General features: G+C 64.9%; 15 protein-coding genes. 5 read left to right on the top strand and 10 right to left on the bottom strand.

The window, feature by feature from the left end:
- Positions 1 to 14 precede the first annotated feature (14 nt).
- Genes IEY58_RS32360 through IEY58_RS32375 form a run of 4 tightly spaced genes read left to right on the top strand, consistent with a single transcriptional unit; the run spans position 15 to position 5,277 of the window.
- Entirely contained in the window at positions 15 to 2,114 is a 2,100-nt protein-coding gene (locus tag IEY58_RS32360) for a hydantoinase/oxoprolinase family protein (protein WP_189052326.1), read from the top strand.
- Entirely contained in the window at positions 2,111 to 3,667 is a 1,557-nt protein-coding gene (locus IEY58_RS32365) for a hydantoinase B/oxoprolinase family protein (RefSeq protein WP_189052327.1), read from the top strand. The genes IEY58_RS32360 and IEY58_RS32365 overlap by 4 nt, the downstream gene beginning before the upstream one ends.
- Before the next feature lie 39 nt (positions 3,668 to 3,706).
- Positions 3,707 to 4,534 carry a BKACE family enzyme gene (locus IEY58_RS32370; RefSeq protein WP_189052328.1) on the top strand — a complete coding sequence of 276 codons (828 nt, stop codon included), beginning with the start codon at positions 3,707 to 3,709 and terminating at the stop codon, positions 4,532 to 4,534.
- 29 nt (positions 4,535 to 4,563) lie between these two features.
- Positions 4,564 to 5,277: an SDR family oxidoreductase gene (locus IEY58_RS32375; protein WP_189052329.1), complete on the top strand. Its 714-nt coding sequence runs from the start codon at positions 4,564 to 4,566 to the stop codon at positions 5,275 to 5,277.
- 357 nt (positions 5,278 to 5,634) lie between these two features.
- Here the strand turns inward: IEY58_RS32375 and cydB are convergent, their stop codons facing one another.
- Complete coding sequence (cydB, locus tag IEY58_RS32380) at positions 5,635 to 6,645, bottom strand: cytochrome d ubiquinol oxidase subunit II (RefSeq protein WP_189052330.1); 1,011 nt, start codon at positions 6,643 to 6,645, stop codon at positions 5,635 to 5,637.
- Entirely contained in the window at positions 6,642 to 8,045 is a 1,404-nt protein-coding gene (locus IEY58_RS32385; RefSeq protein WP_189052331.1) for a cytochrome ubiquinol oxidase subunit I, read from the bottom strand. Before IEY58_RS32385 ends, cydB begins: the two co-directional genes overlap by 4 nt.
- A 377-nt stretch (positions 8,046 to 8,422) precedes the next feature.
- On the opposite strand from IEY58_RS32385, the gene IEY58_RS32390 reads away from it, so the two are divergent.
- Positions 8,423 to 8,983, top strand: coding sequence for a DUF488 domain-containing protein (locus IEY58_RS32390; RefSeq protein WP_189052332.1), 561 nt, complete (start codon positions 8,423 to 8,425; stop codon positions 8,981 to 8,983).
- Between the two features lie 49 nt (positions 8,984 to 9,032).
- On the opposite strand, the gene hmpA is transcribed toward IEY58_RS32390, so the two are convergent.
- The 8 genes from hmpA to IEY58_RS32430 form a co-directional block, all read right to left on the bottom strand.
- Positions 9,033 to 10,247 carry an NO-inducible flavohemoprotein gene (hmpA, locus tag IEY58_RS32395; protein ID WP_189052333.1) on the bottom strand — a complete coding sequence of 405 codons (1,215 nt, stop codon included), beginning with the start codon at positions 10,245 to 10,247 and terminating at the stop codon, positions 9,033 to 9,035.
- 130 nt (positions 10,248 to 10,377) lie between these two features.
- The gene (locus IEY58_RS32400) at positions 10,378 to 11,697 is read right to left on the bottom strand and encodes an NAD(P)/FAD-dependent oxidoreductase (protein ID WP_189052334.1); all 1,320 of its coding nucleotides are present in this window, start codon (positions 11,695 to 11,697) and stop codon (positions 10,378 to 10,380) included.
- Between the two features lie 145 nt (positions 11,698 to 11,842).
- Complete coding sequence (locus IEY58_RS32405; protein WP_189052335.1) at positions 11,843 to 12,817, bottom strand: 3-hydroxyacyl-CoA dehydrogenase NAD-binding domain-containing protein; 975 nt, start codon at positions 12,815 to 12,817, stop codon at positions 11,843 to 11,845.
- A gap of 20 nt (positions 12,818 to 12,837) precedes the next feature.
- Positions 12,838 to 13,758, bottom strand: coding sequence for an NHL repeat-containing protein (locus IEY58_RS32410; RefSeq protein ID WP_189052336.1), 921 nt, complete (start codon positions 13,756 to 13,758; stop codon positions 12,838 to 12,840).
- A 32-nt stretch (positions 13,759 to 13,790) separates the two neighbouring features.
- Complete coding sequence (locus IEY58_RS32415) at positions 13,791 to 14,576, bottom strand: enoyl-CoA hydratase (RefSeq protein WP_189052337.1); 786 nt, start codon at positions 14,574 to 14,576, stop codon at positions 13,791 to 13,793.
- Between the two features lie 26 nt (positions 14,577 to 14,602).
- Positions 14,603 to 15,826, bottom strand: a complete 1,224-nt coding sequence (locus IEY58_RS32420) for a CaiB/BaiF CoA transferase family protein (protein ID WP_189052338.1) — start codon at positions 15,824 to 15,826, stop codon at positions 14,603 to 14,605.
- Positions 15,827 to 15,860: 34 nt separating this feature from the next.
- Positions 15,861 to 16,694: an enoyl-CoA hydratase-related protein gene (locus tag IEY58_RS32425; protein WP_189052339.1), complete on the bottom strand. Its 834-nt coding sequence runs from the start codon at positions 16,692 to 16,694 to the stop codon at positions 15,861 to 15,863.
- A gap of 277 nt (positions 16,695 to 16,971) precedes the next feature.
- A complete protein-coding gene (locus IEY58_RS32430) occupies positions 16,972 to 17,988 on the bottom strand; it encodes a transporter (protein ID WP_189052340.1) in 1,017 nt (338 codons plus the stop codon).
- Positions 17,989 to 18,006: the final 18 nt, after the last annotated feature.

The following is an 18,006-nucleotide window of genomic DNA, read 5'->3' on the forward strand; positions in this document are numbered from 1 at the left end:
TCAAGGAGGCATTCTTGGCTTACCAGATCGCCGTAGACGTCGGGGGAACCTTCACCGACGGTGTCTTGCTCAACGATGCGACGGACACGATCTGGGTCGCCAAGTCTCTGACCACGCCAGCGGATCCAGGTGACGGCATCGCCCGCGTCGTCGAGATGCTACTCGATCAGTTGCCGGCCGGGCCGACGGGTGCGGCCAGCACCGTCGACCGGGTCGTCCACGGCACGACGCTCATCACCAACACGCTGCTCGAGCGCAAGGGTGCCAGGACCGCGCTGGTCGTGACGCATGGCGCCGAGGACGTGTTGGATATCCGCCGCGAGATGCGGTACGACACCTATGATTTGGCCGCCACCTTCCCCGAGCCGCTGGTGCCGCCCGAGGCCCGCTTTCCCGTGGCGGAGCGCATCGGGCCCGCGGGCGAGATCCGCCGGCCCTTGAGCGAGGCCGAGCTCGGCCAATTGGCTGATCGGCTGGCGCAGGAAGATGTCTCGGCGGTCGCGATCTGCTTCCTGCACGCCTGCGTCAACGACCAGCACGAACGCGCCGCCGCCGAGGTGCTGCGCCGCGTCTCACCGGGCCGCAGCTATTCGCTCTCCTCCGAGGTCGCGAGCGAGGTCGGCGAGTACGAGCGCATGTCGACCGTCGTCGCCAACGCCTATGTCCAGCCGGTCGTCGAGCACTACATGCGCGTCCTCAGCCGGCGCTTGGCCGGCCTCGATATCGCCGGGCGGCTCGACATCATGGTGTCGCACGGCGGCTTCACCGAGGCGGAGATCGCCGCCCGCTTCCCGATCCGGCTGCTCGAATCAGGGCCGGCGGGCGGCGTGCTGAGCGCCATCAATTGCGGCCAGGCCGAAGGCATCGACCGCGTCCTTGCCTTCGACATGGGCGGCACCACGGCCAAATCCTGCGTCTCGATCGGCGGCACGCCGGCAATCACCCATGTCTTCGAGTTCGCGCGGGTGCGCCGGTTCAAGCGCGGCAGCGGGTTGCCCGCCGTGTCGCCCAGCATCGACCTTATCGAGATCGGTGCCGGTGGCGGCAGCATCGCCCGCCGCAGCGCGCTTGGCTTGCTGCAGGTCGGCCCCGACAGCTCCGGCTCGGAACCCGGGCCCGCCTGTTATGACCTGGGCGGAACCCAACCGACGGTGACCGACGCCGACCTGGTGCTGGGCTATCTCGACGCCGACAATTTCCTCGGCGGCACGATGAAACTTAGCAACTCCAAGGCACTGGACGCGTTGGCCGCGCTCGGCGCCGAGTTAGGTCTCACTGCCGAGGAGACCGCCTGGGGCATCCATGACATCGTCAATGAGAACATGGCGGCGGCGGCGCGCACCCATATCGCCGAGCATGGCCACGATGCGCGCAGCTTCACCTTCGTCTCGACCGGTGGTGCCGGTCCGGTCCATGCCGTCGACGTGGCGCGCCGGCTGCGCATTCCGCGCGTCCTCTGCCCGATCGCCTCGGGAGTCGGTTCCTGTCTGGGCTTCCTCGCCGCGCCCGCGCGCTCGGACCGCTCCTGGTCGCGGCTCGAACCAGTCCACGGCTTCGACCAACAGGATCTCGATCGGCGGATCACCGCAGCGCGCGGCGCCATCGCGACCGACCTCGCCCGCGCCCAGGTTGCCCCGGACGAGATCCTGTGGCGGACGGCAGCCGAGATGCGCTACCTAGGCCAGGGTGCCAGCATCGAGGTCGATTTCGCCGCCGCGGCCGGCACGGACCTTTCGACCGAGCGGCTGCTTGCGAGCTTCGAGGCGGAATACAGGCGCCTCTACGGCCGGACGGTGCCAGACGGCGTGCCGGAGATCGTCACCTGGCGCATCGCTGGACAGTCGCCGCGCCAGCAGCGGCACTATGCGTTCGCCACCGATGCGTCGACCGAGCTTTCCCGGGAACCCGCAGGCCAGCGCCGGATCTATCTGCCGGGCGAGAAGCGATACGCGACCGTGCCGGTCTTCAACCGCTACCGAGTGCCGCCGGGCACCGTTCTTGCCGGCCCCGCCATCATCGTCGAACCGGAATCGACGCTCGTCGTCGGACATCCCGCCAGGATCAGCGTGCTCGCCAGCGGCACAATCCAAGTCGACCTGGAGTACGCAGCATGAGCGCCATCGATCCCGTGACGCTGGAAATCCTTTGGACGCGGCTGGTGAGCGCCGTCGACGAGGCGGCCGCGACCTTCGTGCGCACCTCCTTCTCGACCTTGGTTCGCGAGGCCAACGACTACGCGGTCGTGCTGACCGATCGCAAAGGCCGAAACGTCGCCCAATCCTCGCAAAGCATCCCGTCGTTCATCTCGACCATGCCGGTGACGATCCGGCATTTCATCGAGACCTTCGGCACCCAGAACATGCGCGAGGGCGACGCCTTCATCACCAACGACCCCTGGATCGGCACCGGGCACTTGAACGATGCGAGCCTTGCCATCCCGATCTTCCGCGATGGGATCGTGATCGGCTTCGCCGGCGTGGTGAGCCACCTGCCCGATGTCGGCGGCCGTCTGCGCAATGCCGCCAATCGCGAGCTATTCGAGGAGGGGCTGCAGATCCCGCCGATGCGCATCCTCGATGGTGGCAAGCCGCAGGAACTCCTGATCCAGATCATCCGGGCGAACGTACGCGTGCCGGACGAAACAATGGGCGACATCTGGGCGCAGATCGCCTGCTGCACCACGCTCGCCGACCGCCTCAACGTACTGATCGACGAGACGGGGATCGATTTTGACGGCTTCGCCGACGAGGTCATCACGCGCACCGGCAAGGCGATGCAGGAGGCGATCGCCGCGGTGCCGGACGGAACTTATCGCTACGTGATCGAGAACGACGGCCCGGCCGAGATGCCCGGCGGCATCATCCGCATCGCTTGCAGCGTCACGGTCGCGGGCGACCGGATCGCAGTCGACTATACGGGCTCGAGCGACCAGGTCAGCCTCGCGATCAACACGGTCGCCAACTACACTTTCGCCTACAGCGCCTATGCGTTGAAGGCGCTGTTCGCGCCCTGGATCCCGAACAACGAGGGCAGCTTCGCCGCAATCGCGGTCACGGCACCGGAAGGCTCGATCCTCAATCCGACCAAGCCCGCCCCCTGCGGCGCGCGCGGCATGATCGGCCATCTGCTGCCGCCGGCGATCTTCGGTGCGCTGGCGCCGGTCCTGCCGGATCGCGTGCAGGCTTCACCAGGATCGCCATCGAACAATGTCCAGCTCGCGAGCTTGCGCGGCAACGTCCGCTACGCGATCAACGCCTTCATCGGCGCGGGGCAAGGCGCCGGGCTCATGCAGGACGGCACGTCGGCGATCAGCTTTCCGAGCAACCTCTCAAACACGCCAATCGAGGTGCTGGAATCCCAGGCGCCGATCGAGGTCAAGCACCGGCGCATCCGTCGCGGCTCCGGTGGACGCGGCGCCCGGAACGGCGGCGACGGCATCAGCTTCGCCTTCGAGATGTACGGCGAGAGCCCGGCAATCGCCTCGTTCATGGTCAATCGCGTCCGGCGGCCAGCCGGGGGGTTGGCCGGCGGCGAGCCGGGGGCCGCGGCCCGGTTCGAGATCAACGGCAAGCCGACCGAGCCGTCCGGGCAATATGTCCTGCGCCAGGGCGACACGGTCCTGATCGAGACGGCCGGCGGCGGTGGGTTCGGCAAGCCGAACGGCTGAGCGCCATCGAAGCCACGTTGCTCATTGAGAGGAAAGCCTATGCAGCCTTGCATCATCACGGTCGCCATCACCGGCTCCGTGCCGCGGAAGAAGGACACGCCGGCCGTGCCCGTCACGGTCGCCGAGCAGATCGAATCGACGCACGAAGCCTTCGAGGCCGGCGCCGTGCTCGCCCATATCCACGTGCGCGATGACGGTGAGAACTCGTCGTCCGATCCCGAGCGCTTCGCCGCGGTCCAGGCGGGGATCGAGAAGCATTGCCCTGGAATGATCGTGCAATTCTCGACGGGCGCCCGCGGCCGCCAGCTGAGCGAACGCGGCGGGATGCTGTATCTGCGGCCGGACATGGCGTCCTTGGCGACGGGCTCGGTCAATTTTCCGACCTTCGTCAACGAGAACCCGCCCGATTTCATCCGGGGCCTGGCGCAGACCATGCTCGACTATGAGGTAAAGGCGGAGTGCGAGATCTTCGACCTAGCGATGCTCTATAACGCCGCCGATCTCGTGCGCGACGGCCTGCTGGCCTCGCCGCCGCACGTGCAATTCGTGCTCGGCGTCAAGAACGCCCTGCCGGCACGCCGGGAGGTCCTCGAGTTCGAGGTGGCGCAGCTGAAGCAGATCCTGCCCGAGGCGACCTGGACCGCGGCGGGATTGGGGCGCCACCAGCTCGAGGTGAACCATTGGGCGCTCGAGCTCGGCGGCCATTGCCGGACAGGGCTCGAGGACAACATCCGCTATGATCAGACCCGCCTCGCGGCGAGCAACGCCGAGCTTGTCGCCCGCGTGGCGGCACTCTGCACAGACTATGGCCGGCGTCCTGCCACACCGGGCGAGGCTCGTGCCATTCTCGGCCTGAGGCCGCACTGAACCACCCGCCCTGGCAAGGAGCGACGCCCATGCCGAACACCACAGACCGCCCGGTCGCGATTGTCACCGCTGCCTCGCGCGGCATGGGAGAAGCCATCGCGCGCGAACTCGCCCGGCGCAACTATCGAATGGCGCTGCTGGCGCGGTCCGAAAGCGTGCTCGAGCTGGCCCAAGAGCTTGGCGGCGTGGCGCTGCAGGGCTCGGTTTCGGATGCGGCGGACCTGGAACGGCTCGTCGCGTTGGCGCTCGACAGCTACGGCCGGATTGACGTGGTGGCGAACAACACCGGGCATCCGCCGACGGGACCACTGCTCGACATCGCCGATGCGGACTGGCACGTCGGCCTCGACATGGTGGTGCTCAACATCGTCCGGATGAGCCGGTTGGTGACGCCGCATATGGTTGCGGCGGGCGGCGGCGCCATCGTCAATATCTCGACGATTGGTGCCACACAGCCCGACGCGCGCTTCCCCGTGTCGGCGGTTCTCAGGGCCGGCCTCGCCAATTTCGCGAAGCTGTTTGCCGAGCGCTATGCCGCCGAGAACGTGCGAATGAACAACGTGCTGCCGGGCCGGATCGACAGCTACCCGCAGCCTCCCGAACGGATCGCCGACATCCCGGCGAAACGCCTCGGTCGGGTCGGCGAGATTGCGGAAGTCGTCGCGTTCCTGGCCTCCGACGCGGCGAGCTACATCAACGGGCAGAGCCTTATTGTCGACGGCGGCCTCGTCCGCGGCACCTGAGGTGCCTCTTAAGACCGAATTGGTCGGAACGACACCCATACAAAGCGGGCGATACCGCTCAAAGATCGTCGGGGCAACGACTGCTTTCGAGCAGCGAAGACCGAGCATACTGGGACCGGAGTGGGCGCTCTGCGGCCTGGCCGCTCTTCGGCTCGGATGGGCCGGGAGCGGAATGGCGGGTTTCGGATGCCGAAGCCCACACTACGGACATTCGCTACGGGGACCGCCCGTCTCTCGTCCGGGAGCCACTGCCGGCTCATCGGGAAATTTGGGGACGACGCGAAACGTTTTTGGTGTTGTCTTTGCACGTTTCGTCGTCGTCATCCCCTGACTCTATAAGGTGCCGGCACGAGGCGATCATTCATACCCCACGTCCGCCCGGACCTTTCCGCGGAACACCCAGTACGACCAGCTCGAGTAGGTCAGGATGACAGGAATCAGGAATAGCGTTCCGACCAACAGGAAAGCCTGGGTGCGCGGCGACGAGGCAGCCTCCCACAGCGTCAGCTGGTAGGGCACAATCATCGGAAACAGGCTGATGGCCATCCCGGCGTAGGCCAGGACAAAGAGACCGATGGCTCCGAAAAAGGGCGCCGCCTCGGCCTGGCTGCCGAGTGCTCGCCATGTCCCGAGCGCAATCACGCCGGACAGCAGCGGTACCGGCGCGAACAGCGCAATGTCGGGCCAGGTAAACCAGCGCGCCGCCACTTCGGAGCTCATGATTGGTGTCCAGATGCTCACGATGGAGATCGCGGTCACTACACCGATGAGGCAGATGCGGCCTTGGCGACGTGCCGCGGCCTGAATGGCACCCTCGGTTTTCAGGATAAGCCAGCCTGCGCCGAGAAGGCCGTAGCCGAACATCAAGGCGACGCCGGTCAGAACGGAGAATGGCGTGAGAAACGCAAAGGACGTTCCGGCGAATTGGCCATCGCGAACCGGGAAGCCCTGGACGAATGCGCCAAGCACGACGCCTTGCGCGAACGTGGCAATGGCGGAACCGTAGCAGAATGCGCGGTCCCAGAATGTTTTGTTTTCAGCGTCGCGAAACCGGAACTCGAAAGCAACGCCCCGGAACACCAGCGCAAGCAGCATCACCAGAATGGGGAAATATACTGCCGGAATGATCACGGCGAATGCAGTCGGGAACGCTGCGAGAAGGCCAAGGCCGCCAAGCACCAGCCAAGTCTCGTTGCCGTCCCAGATGGGCGCAATCGAGTTCATGATGGCGTTGCGGGAACGCGCATCGGGCGCGAAACCAAAGAGCATCCCTACGCCGAGATCGAAGCCGTCGAGCAGCACATAGAAGAATACGGCCAGCCCCAGGATCAGCGTCCAAATCGGAACCAAATCGAGCACTTGGGTCATCGCACGTCTCCTTTCGCGACGCTGATTGCGCGTGCCGGAACTGGCACCGCGGGTCTGCCGGCCTCGATTGCCGGACCCGTTTCGCTGGTTTCGAGCGGGCCTTTGCGAACGAGCCGAAGCAGCAGGATGAGGCCCGAGGGGTAGATCAGCAGATAGACCGCGATGTAACCCAGGAGCGATAGCGTAACGTCGGAGCCCGTCAGGGACGGCGACACCGAGGCTGCCGTGCGCAAGAGCCCATAGATCGTCCATGGTTGCCGGCCGACCTCGGTCACGAACCAGCCGGTGACGACTGCGATGAACCCGAGCGGAATCGCGTACTGGCATGCCGCCAGGTACAGCCGTGCGTCATAGAGCCGCCCACGCCACCGCAACCAGCCGCCCAGAAGTACCAGTGCCAGCATCAGGCCCGCGCATCCAACCATCGCACGGAAGGCAAAGAAGGGAATTGCGACCGGCGGACGCTGATCGGCGGGGAAGTCCTTCAGACCCTTCACCTCGCCGTCGATGTCGTGCGTCAGGATCAGGCTTCCGAGCAAAGGAACTTCGATGGCGAACTTGTTGTGCTCGGCCTTTTCATCCGGGATTGCGAAGAGCGCCAGCGGCACGCCCCTCCCGGTGTCCCAGCGAGCTTCAATGGCCGCCAGTTTTGCAGGCTGATATTTGCGGGTGTTGAGGCCGTGCATATCGCCGAGCACCATCTGCAGCGGCACCAATACGGTCAGCAGCCACAGCGCCATCGACATCATGGTGCGCGCTTCCTGGACGGATCGATTGCGCCTCAACAGGTATGCGCCGACACCGAGAACGACGAATCCGGTTGTCGTGAAGAATGCGACCACCGTGTGCGCGAGCCGATAAGGAAATGACGGATTGAAAATCACCTCGATCCAGTCCTTCGGAAAGAACTGGCCATTGACGATCTCGTAGCCGGCCGGCGTCTGCATCCAGCTGTTGGCAGACAAGATCCAGAACGAAGAAAACAACGTTCCGATCGCCACCATAAGGGCGGCGAAGAAATGCGCCCACGGCGGCACCAGCTTGCGGCCGAGCAGCAGGACACCCAGGAAACCAGCTTCCAGGAAGAAAGCGGTAAGGCCCTCATAGGCAAATAGCGGCGAGAGGATATTGGCGGCGGCGGACGCGTAGCGGCTCCAGTTGGTGCCGAACTGGAATGGCATGATGAGGCCCGTTACGACGCCCATGCCGAACGCGATGGCGAAGATCTTGGTCCAGAATATCGAGATGCGGACATAGACCTCGCGTCTGGTCGCGAGACTCAAGCCCTCCACGACCGCAATGAAGGACGCCGCTCCGACGGTGAACGCAGGCAGCAGGATGTGCCAAGCGATGACCCAGGCGAACTGGATGCGCGATAACAGCACTGGATCTAAGTGCATCGCTGAACCTCTTGTGTTTCGGTAATGGAGAGACCGGCACCGAAGGAGCTCTCCAAGCCGTCTGCAGCATGCAGGCCCGTTGAAATTAGACCGCGCAGTTCAGATGCATCAGTAAACGCTGCCAAATCCCGGCAAATTCTTCAAAAGCAGCGGAATCGACTGCGGGCTCTGTCAATCAGCGCAGAATATTGCCCCCTCTGGGGCAAGCCGCAGGGGTGGGGTCCGGGACGGGAGATTTTCGCGGAGCTGGCTCAGGCGCGGTTCTTGAAGCACTGAAACGCGCACGGCCCGTTCGCCGCCGCTCCGGCCGAGAGGACCGACCGATATGTCTTCGAAAGGAGTGTCTGGATCCCGGCCAATGAGGCATCGTCCCGATCATGACGACATCGCCTGCTCCGCCGTCGATCGGGCCCTACTTCACCATCGGCCATTCCACCCGGACCGTCGACGAGTTCGTGACGCTTCTGAAGGAGGCCGCCGTTGACGTGCTCGTCGACGTGCGCACGGTGCCGCGTTCCCGAACCAATCCGCAATTCAATGCCGACACCCTGCCGGACCGGCTGGCGCAAAGCGGCATCGGCTATCGCCATCTCCCTCGGCTCGGCGGCTTGCGGGGGCATCGGAAGGGTGCTACGCCCTCGCCGAACGGCTTCTGGGAAAACGCCAGCTTCCGGAACTATGCCGATTACGCGATGACCGAGGAGTTCCACGCCGGCCTGGAAGAGCTCCGATCACTCCATCGCGAGCACGTCTGCGCCATTATGTGCGCCGAGGCGGTGTGGTGGCGATGCCATCGGCGGATCATTGCCGATTACCTGCTCTCAGCGGGCGAGCCGGTGCTGCACATCCTGGGCCCCCATCACACCGCCCCCGCAAGCCTTACGCCGGGCGCCCGCCAGCAGGCCGACGGGACGCTCGTTTATCCGGCGGAGGCATGAGGACCGGATTGCCAACCGGCACTGAGAAGCCGAGGCGCTCCGACCTGAACTATTCGTCGAACAAGTCGGGACCGAACACCTCGTAGTGTATGCGGGCCACAGGGATGCCCATTTTTTTCAGCGCGTCATGATGCATGCGCATAAACGGAATTGGACCACAAATATAGTAATCGGCGTCGGGTACCAGTATCGAATTCTTGATCATATCGAGATCGACGAACCCGCGGTGATCGTAATCCCGACCCAGAACATCTAGGGGCAACGGCTCATCGTAAAACACGACCAGATTGAAATTGCCATGCGTCGTGGCGGTCTCGCGCAAGAGTTGACGCATGGCCTGTACTTTGCTGTTGCGAGCACCGTGTATGAACACCACCTGCCGCTCGGGATTCTGTATGGCCTTCTCGAGCATGCTGATCATGGGAGTAAGCCCGACGCCACCGCTGATCAGGACGATAGGTGTCTCGGCGTTTCCGTCTATATGAAAGTCGCCGTACGGCGCGGCCAGCGCAAGCTCGTCCCCGACATTGACATGATCATGCAACAGGCAGGAAACGTAACCTGACGGATGCAGGCCGCCGCCGTCTTCGCGCTTCACCGAGATGCGATAGCTGCGACCATTCGGCCTATCTGACAGGCTGTATTGCCGAATTTGCCGCAGGCCCAGCGCCGGCACATTCACCGCCACGCTGGTGTATTGCCCCGGTTCAAAGTTCGCGACGGATCGTCCATCCGCCGGCTCAAGGACAAACGATGTGATGACGCTGCTTTCCGGCTGCCTCTCGCGCACGACGAAAGTCCTCCAGCCAATCCAGCCGCCCACGCGCTCGGCCGAATGCTCACGCAACTGGGATTCCATCCCCTTCAAAATATCTGCCAGGTTATCGTAGGCCTGAGTCCAGGCGGCGATGATTTCTTCTGTGGCGGCGGCCCCCAGCACGTCCTTTATCGCGCCCAGCAGATGTTCGCCGACAATCGGATATTGGTCCGGCCGCACGCCCAAGCTCGCATGCTTGTTGGCAACGTTGTTCAGCACGGCCATCAAGCTTTGTGGGTCCTCGATGTGTTCCGCGTAGGCGTAGACGGCGCGCGCCAGTGCCTCCTGCTGCTGCCCCTGTTTCTGATGCGCCATATTGAAAATATTTTTCAATTCAGGATGTGTTCCCAGCATGCGCTCGTAAAAACGATGGACAATAGTGTTTCCATGCTCGGCCAGCACGGGCGCGGTGGCCTTTACAATGTCTTTCGTCTTCTGCGTCAGCATGACCCGCATCCTTGGAATGGTGAGACAGCCGGAGTTTCAAGCGGCGATCAGGAATCGATTTGCACGGTGGCGGTCATCCCTGCCGCGAGCACGGCGTCGGTCGGCACTGAGTCGATATGAATGCGCACTGTCACGCGCTGGGCGCTCGCGGCGGCTCAGGGATCAGGCGCGAACTGCGTTGGCCGGTGAAATACGACCAAAGCCACTGGCGCTGGACGCGCAGGCGGTTCTGTAGCTGCGGCAGGGCGAGGATGTGAACGAACGCCCACACCAGCCACGTCAGGAACCCGCTTGTGCGCAGCCAGCCCCGCTCCAGCACAGCGTAATTCTTGCCGACGACCGCCATGTTGCCCTTGTCGAAATAGCGGAACGGACGTTCGACTTTTCGCCCTTTCAGCTCCTTCGCGATCAGCCGCCCGACGAAGCGTCCTTGCTGAATCGCCGCCTGCGCCACGCCGGGCACCGGGTGTTCGTCTTGCATGACCGACGCCGCATCGCCCACGACGAACACGCCGGGCGCGTCCACGACCTTCAGGAACGGATCAACGAGCGCGCGCCCTGCCCGGTCGGTCTTGGTGCCGAGCATCTTTGGAATAGGCGATGCCGCAACCCCAGCGGTCCACAGCACAGTGGCGCTGGGGATCCGGTTTCCGCCGGCGACCACGCCCTCTGCGTCGACGGTCTCGACCTTCACTCCGGTCAAGACCTTCACCCCGAGCTTCGTGAGCCGTCGGGTCGCCCTGCGGGACAGCGGCTCAGCAAAGGTCGGCAGAACCCGCGTGCCCGCGTCGAGCAAAATGATGCTGGCCTGTGCCGGATCGATGTGGCGGAAATTTCCGCGCAGCGTGACCCTTACCATTTGCGCCAGGGACGCGGCGAGTTCCACGCCAGAAGGACCTGCGCCGACCAGCACGAACGTCATCTGCCGCGCGCGTTCGCCATCGTCCTCGGTGGTTGCGGCCGCTTCGAACGCGCCCAGGATTTTGGCTCGGATCGTCTCGGCGTCGCTGAGGCTCTTGAGTCCCGGGGCAAATTGGGCGAACTCGTCGTGCCCGAAGTAGCTCGGGCGCATGCCGGTCGCGACCACGAGATAATCGAACGCGATCTTGCGGACGCCCACGACAGGAGAAGACGCCTCGATCGTGCGGGAAGCAACATCGACGCTGGTGACCTCCGCCAGGAGCACGCTGAGGTTTCGCTGCTTCACCTCGAGCTGACGGATCGGCGCGGCGATCTCCGCAGGCGAGAGGACCGCCGTCGCCACCTGGTAGAGCAGCGGCTGAAAGATGTGGTGGTTGCGGCGATCGATCAGGACGACGTCGACATCGGCGCGCCGCAGCGCCCGTGCCACCGCGATCCCGGCAAAGCCGCCGCCGACGATCACGACGCGCTTGCGCAGCGAGGGTGAGACCGCTCTGTCAGGCCGCAACTCGGCGAGCATGGTGCTCATGGGTATTGTCCTCAGAAATGGAACGGGAGGCCGGCGGTGATCACGTCGGGGCCCAATGTCGCGCGCTGGCCCGCACCGGCGCGCCCGGCAACCGCCCGTGAGCGTTCACGTCGAGCCGGACGCGCTTATAAGGTCCCAGCGGCGGCTACTCCGCCGCTGCGGCGTGCGGAGCGCCGCCTCGATGGCCTGCGGCGCGGAGCTCCAGGAGGCCCATCAGGACCGCGTCCCGGTCGGCCTCCAGCTCTTCGACTGTGCGCGAGCCGACCTCGGCGTGGACGCTGTCGATAAGCTTCTTCTGGACTTCCGGCGTCAGCTCCGGCGAGCCGAGCGTCTTCCACCAGGCCATCATCGGGCCGGCGAACTGCTGGAAGAAGTGCTCGATCCCGCCGGCGCCGCCGCCGAGGTGATTGAGCATCATGTTGCCCATGATGCCCCAGCGCAGGCCCGGGCCCCACGACAGGGCCGTGTCGACGTCGGCGGCGCTGACGACGCCCTCGGCAACCAGGTAGTAGACCTCACGCGCCAGGGCGGCCTGCAGCCGGTTGGCGACGTGGCCCGGCATCTCCTTGCGGATGCGCACGGTCTTGCGGCCGATCGAGGTGTAGAATTCGTCCGCACGCCGGATCGTCTCCTCCGAGGTTTGGGCCCCGCCGACGATCTCGACCAGCGGGATCAGGTGCGGCGGATTGAACGGATGGCCGATGACGCAGCGCTCCGGGTGCGCCGCAGCCCCCGGCTGGATCTGGCTCATCGGGATGCCCGACGAGCTCGAGGCGATGATCACGTCCGGCGGCAGGAGCTCGTCGAGCTGGCCATAGAGCTTCTGCTTGAATTCGATCCGCTCGGGCGCGTTCTCCTGGACGAAGTCGGCGCCCTTCAGCGCCTCGCCGAGGTCGGCCGTGAACGTCAGGTTCGCTTGCGACGCGCCGGGCGCGAGGCCGAGCCGCTCGAGCGCCGGCCAGGCGTTCGCGACGAACTCGCGCAACCTGGCTTCCGCGTTCGGCGCGGGGTCGGTCGCGACGACCTGCAGGCCCTTGGCAAGGTACAGTGCCGCCCAGCTCGCGCCGATGACGCCTGTTCCGATGACCGTGATGCAGCGAATGGGTTTGGTCTCAGCCATGGTGAGGCTCCTTTGGATGGTCAGACTTCGGCGTAGGCGACGCCGGTGAGGTTGCCCTCTCCGATGAGGATGGGGCGCGGGGCGCCGCCATCGCGGTCGGCGACGTAGAGCGAGCCGGCGAGGTCGGTGATGAACATGCGGCTGCCGGGCACATCGAGCGCGAGGCCAATGGCCTCCATCAGGTGCCCGACCAGGATCTCCGGCTCGGCGACCTTTCGGTCGATGGGCGCGCGATTGACGGTGTTGCCACGCGGAGGATCGCCGCGATCGGTCCAATAGAGCAGGCCGTTCACCTCATCGAGCTCGAGGTCGATAGGCTCGGGCAGGCCGTCGAACAGCACCTCGATGTCGGAGCGGCTCGCCGGGTTCTCGCCCGCCGGGATGACGATGCCGGCGCGGAAGATGCGGCCGAGGCCGGCCTTGTCCGGTCCCTTCTGGCTCCAGTAGATCTTCCCGTGCTTCCGATCGACAGTAATGCCGACGCACCACCGGGTCTGGTCGCGCGCATCCGCTTCGCCGCGGCCGCTCTCGACCAGCGTCTCCAGTTTGGAGCCGTCGAGGTTGCAGCGCATCACGCGCATGCCCTCGCGGTCGCACCAGTAGAGCCTGCCGCCCGCCTTATCGAGGTGGAGCTGCTTCGGCGTATGCGTGCCGCCCGGCGGCACGATGACGGTGCGGTTCCCACCGTCCAGGTCGACGCGCTCGATCGAGCCATCGTTCAGGCGGGGAACCCCCATGTTCGTCCAATAGATGTGACCGGCATCGGCATCGACGGCCAAGCCGTCGGGGAAGTGCCCCGTGCCGTTCACGATCGTCTTGACGTCAGTCCCGTCGGGGTTTGCCGAACAGATGCGGTCGCCGCTCAGCTCGAGGAAGAACACTCGGCCGGAACGGGCCGCATCCGACGACGGCGCGATGCTTATGGCTTGGTTTAAAGTCATGGCCTGGGCTTTCGTGGGAGGAAGGGGGCGGCCTATTCGGCCGCGACGGGCTTCTTCGTGCTGTTGAAATTGGGCGGGCGCTTCTCGAGGAAGGCGGAGAGGGCTTCCTTGGCGTCTGCGGAAACCACTCGCGCCGTGAACTCCGCCATTTCGGCCGCCACCGCCTGCCGCAGCGGGGCGATCGACGCCTGCTTGAGGAGGCGCTTGCTGGCGCAGAGCGCGCCGCTGGCCTTGGCCGCGAGCCTCTCGGCGGTCGCTGCCGCGGTCGAGAACAGCTCCGCGTCGGGGACGACGCGCGTGACGAGCCCCAGCTCCGCCGCCCGCGCCGCGGTGAAGCGCTCCGCCAGCAGGATCAGCTCCGCCGCCCGCAGATGCCCCATGCGCGCCGGGATCGAAAAGCTCGATCCGAACTCCGGCACGAGGGCCAGGTCGACAAAGGGCATTTGGAATCGCGCGCTTTCGCCGGCATAGACGAAATCGCAGTGAGTGAGCATCGTGGTCCCGCCGCCGACCGCCGTGCCCTGCACGGCCGCGACCAACGGCTTTGAAAATCCGATGAAGGCGTTCATCAGACGGACCTGTGGCGAGTCGTCCGGCGCCGGCGGATTCTTGAGGAAGTCCTCGACGTCATTACCGGCGCAGAACGCGTCTCCGGCGCCATGCCAGAGCACGACACGGACGTCTTCGTCCTGGTCGGAACTGGTCAAGATCTCGGCCATGGTCGTGTACATGGCGGCGGTCATGGCGTTCTTGCGGCCCGGCCTGTTCAGTTCGACCCGCAGCACGCCGCCGGAACATTCGGTGTTGATGTCGCTCATTATCTGCTCCTTGATCGGTGACCCGCCTAGGCGGCGTGGTCCTTGGCCGACGAGAGGGCGCCGTTGGTCCGCAGGCCGGCGATGGCGGTGGCATCGAACCCGAGCTCCCGCAGGATTTCCTCGCTGTGCTCGCCGAGATCGGGGGCGCGCCGGGCCGGCGTCTTGGCGACGCCGTGCACCTGGAACGGACTGCTGATCGTCGAGGTCAGCTTGCCGGCGCCCTCGAGCGAGACGACGACTCCGTTCGCCGCCAGCTGCGGATCATTGATCACCTCCTGCGGCCCGCGGACCTCGCCGAACGTCACGTGCACGCCGCCGAACACCTCACGCCAGTGCGCCATCGGCTTCGAGGCAAAGAGTTCGTCGAAGATGGCCGCGAGCGTCGGCATGTTGGCGAGTAGCTTCGCGGGGTCGGCGAACCGCGGGTCCGTAAGAAGGTCTGGTCGGCCAATGGCGTTTGTCACCGCAGCCAGCTTGTCCGGCGTGATGACAAGGACGAACCAGGCACTGTCGGCCGACCGATAGACATTCATCGCGGCGCTAGCCGGATGCGTCCGGTCGTGCATCGGCGGAAACTTGGCGCCGGCCAGCGCGGCCTGGATCGACACGCTCGCCGACCACACGCCCTCGGCCAGCAGCGAGGTCGTGACATACGATCCCTTGCCGGTCCGCTCGCGCCGATAGAGCGCCGTGACGATCGCCGAATAGAGGCCGACGGCCGTGGCGTTGTCGCCGCTGCCGGCCACCGGCCAAGTTGGGGGCGCACCGGCGTCGCGGGTCATCGACAGCAGGCCGCTGCGCGCCCAGTAGGCCGTGAGGTCGAAGCCCGGGAGGTCGGCGTCCGGCCCTCTTTCGCCGAAGCCCGTCAGATCCGCGTAGATCAGGCGCGGGTTCCACGCCGCCACGGCCTCGTATTCGAGCCCGAGCTTCTTGCGCGCCGGGTGCGGGGTGTTGACGATGAACACATCAGCCCACTTCACGAGCTCCTGCAGGACGGACTGAGCGCTCGGGGACTTCAAGTCCAGCGTGAGGCTGCGCTTGTTGCGGTTGGCGAGATGCCATTGGTAGGCCTCCTCGGCTTGGGGCTGTATCGCCAGCTTGTGGCTGTATCGCCACGGGTCGCCGTGCGGCGGCTCGACCTTGACCACGTCGGCACCGAAATCGCCGAGGATCACCGCGGCGCCCGGGGCGGCGACGTAGGTCGATAGATCCACGACCTTCAGGCCGGAGAAGATGTTGTCGTCGGACATTGGATTTCTCCGAGTTGGTTGCGTTGGGGCGGCTTCAGCGGCCGCGGAACCGGGGCGCGCGCTTTTCGAGGAAGGCGTGAGTGCCCTCCTGCTTGTCCTCGGTCGCAGCGCACAGGCCGAAGACCGCCGCCTCCAGGGCGAGGCCCTCGGCCTGGCTGGTCTCCACGCCCTTGTTGACCGCCTCGAGGGCGTATCGGACGGAGAGCGGGCCATTGGCGGCGATCTCCTTGAGGATCGCTTCCGCGCGCGGGATCAGCTCGCCGGCCCGGACGACCTCGTTGACGAGCCCGATGCGCCAGGCCTCCTGGGCGTCGATCATGCCGCCGGTGAGGATGAGCTGGAGCGCCCGGCCCTTGCCGACGAGACGCGGCAGCCTCTGGGTGCCGCCGCCGCCGGGGAGCAGTCCCAGCTTGACTTCCGGCTGGCCGAACTTCGCGTGCTCGACGGCGATGCGGATGGTGCAGGCCATCGCCGTCTCGCAGCCGCCGCCCAGCGCAAAGCCGTTGATCGCCGCGACCACCGGCTTGCCGAGGTTCTCGACGAAATCGAGCACCTCCTGTCCGGAGCGGCTCGACTGCTCGGCCTCGACCGCCGTGTATTGTGCAAGGTCGCCGATGTCGGCGCCGGCGATGAACGCCTTGTCGCCGGTGCCGGTGACGATGACCCCACGCACGGCGTCGTCGTCGCGTGCGTCCTCGAAGGCCGCACGGAGTTCGACCCAGGTGGCTTGGTTGAGTGCGTTCAGCACCTTCGGACGATTGATCGTCACGTAGGCGATCGCGTCCCTCTTCTCGTAGAGCACGTTCTCGAGATTGGCAGTGACTGGCGGGCGCACTTCGGGCGCCGACGCCGCAGCGGGCGAAGTCATGGCATCGTTCTCCTGTGAGATGTCCTGCTGGGGCGGGCGCTAAGTGCCCGGTCGAGTCTTCAGGTAACGCACCTGCGCTGCCTTCGCGAGTTAAGGTCGGCAAATCGCGCCAAATCGTTACTAATGGGGATCCGTAGGTCGGGTCCGCCGAGATCAAGGGCGGCTGGGATGTGGAAGTACAGTGGGCGCTGGAGGTAACGGCAGCCATCGCGCCGTGATGATCATTCGACGGTTGCAGCCAATGCTTTCTCAGGGCATGTTCGGCAAGGACCTAGCGCTAAAATATTATTGCGATTCGCGCGAGCAGGCCAAAGTCCTGCTTGAGTTGACCGTGGGCGGCAATGTCATGGTTGACCGATAGCAATCCCTGCAATGTGGGCGTAATGAACTGCATGTAGGTCAATCGGATTTGGTGCTCGTTGGTCTTCACACCCGTAGAAATACCGTCAAGCTTCTGGGCACCGCCGAAAGAACCTGCGTATCCGACCGAAATGGACGCATTCAAGGCGCTTGGAAAAACCCGCTGGATCTCCGGGGTCATGTCGCGGCTCAGCCAGAGATAGCTCGTGTAGGTCGCGCTTTCCTTGAGAGTCTGATGGCCTGTGCCCGCCCTCGTATTGTCGCCGTACCAGATCCAGTCTGCCGCGACGTCGATCGTGTATTTGTCGAGAAACCCCTGGGTGAAATCCACCTGAAGGTCGTTCTGCCATCGATTTCCGCCGAGATTCAGCACCCTGTGGCTGTCATAAGTCCCAATCGGCAGGGTCAGGAAGGTAGCCGCCGAGAGGTAACGTTTCTGCTCGGGCTGATTGATGAACCAATATCCTACCGAGGCGATCGGATCTGCGACGCCAGATGCATCGCCCAGGCGCTTGCCGTCGATCTTGCCGCCTGTCAATGCGCCGAAGGGCAGGATGAAATCGAGCACATAGGGATGCTCGAAGATTTCACCGTAATGGAGGTAGCGTCCAACCCCGATATGACTGTCAAGATTGGCATTGTTCTTTGCCGTGCCGGCTATTGTACCGTTGAATGAGTGTGCGCCAAAATCATAGTAAGCCATGGCAACATTGGTGCCCGGTGCGAACGGGACCCAATCGAATGGCTGGTAGTCGATCGCGAAGCATGAGGATGGGGCTACTGCAGCCAGAGCTGTTGCGGCAGAGGTCCATAAACATGGCTTCCATCGGCCCGCCATCGCGCGCGACCTTTTCGCTCGCCTCGGCGAATAGCCCAGCGGCTTCCTTTGGTGCGGCGAAAACAAGAACTTGAATCGGTCCAACATCAGCGCCATCGGCTGCAATCGAGGTCC

This window comes from Aliidongia dinghuensis (assembly GCF_014643535.1).
Taxonomy (GTDB): Bacteria; Pseudomonadota; Alphaproteobacteria; order ATCC43930; family CGMCC-115725; genus Aliidongia; species Aliidongia dinghuensis.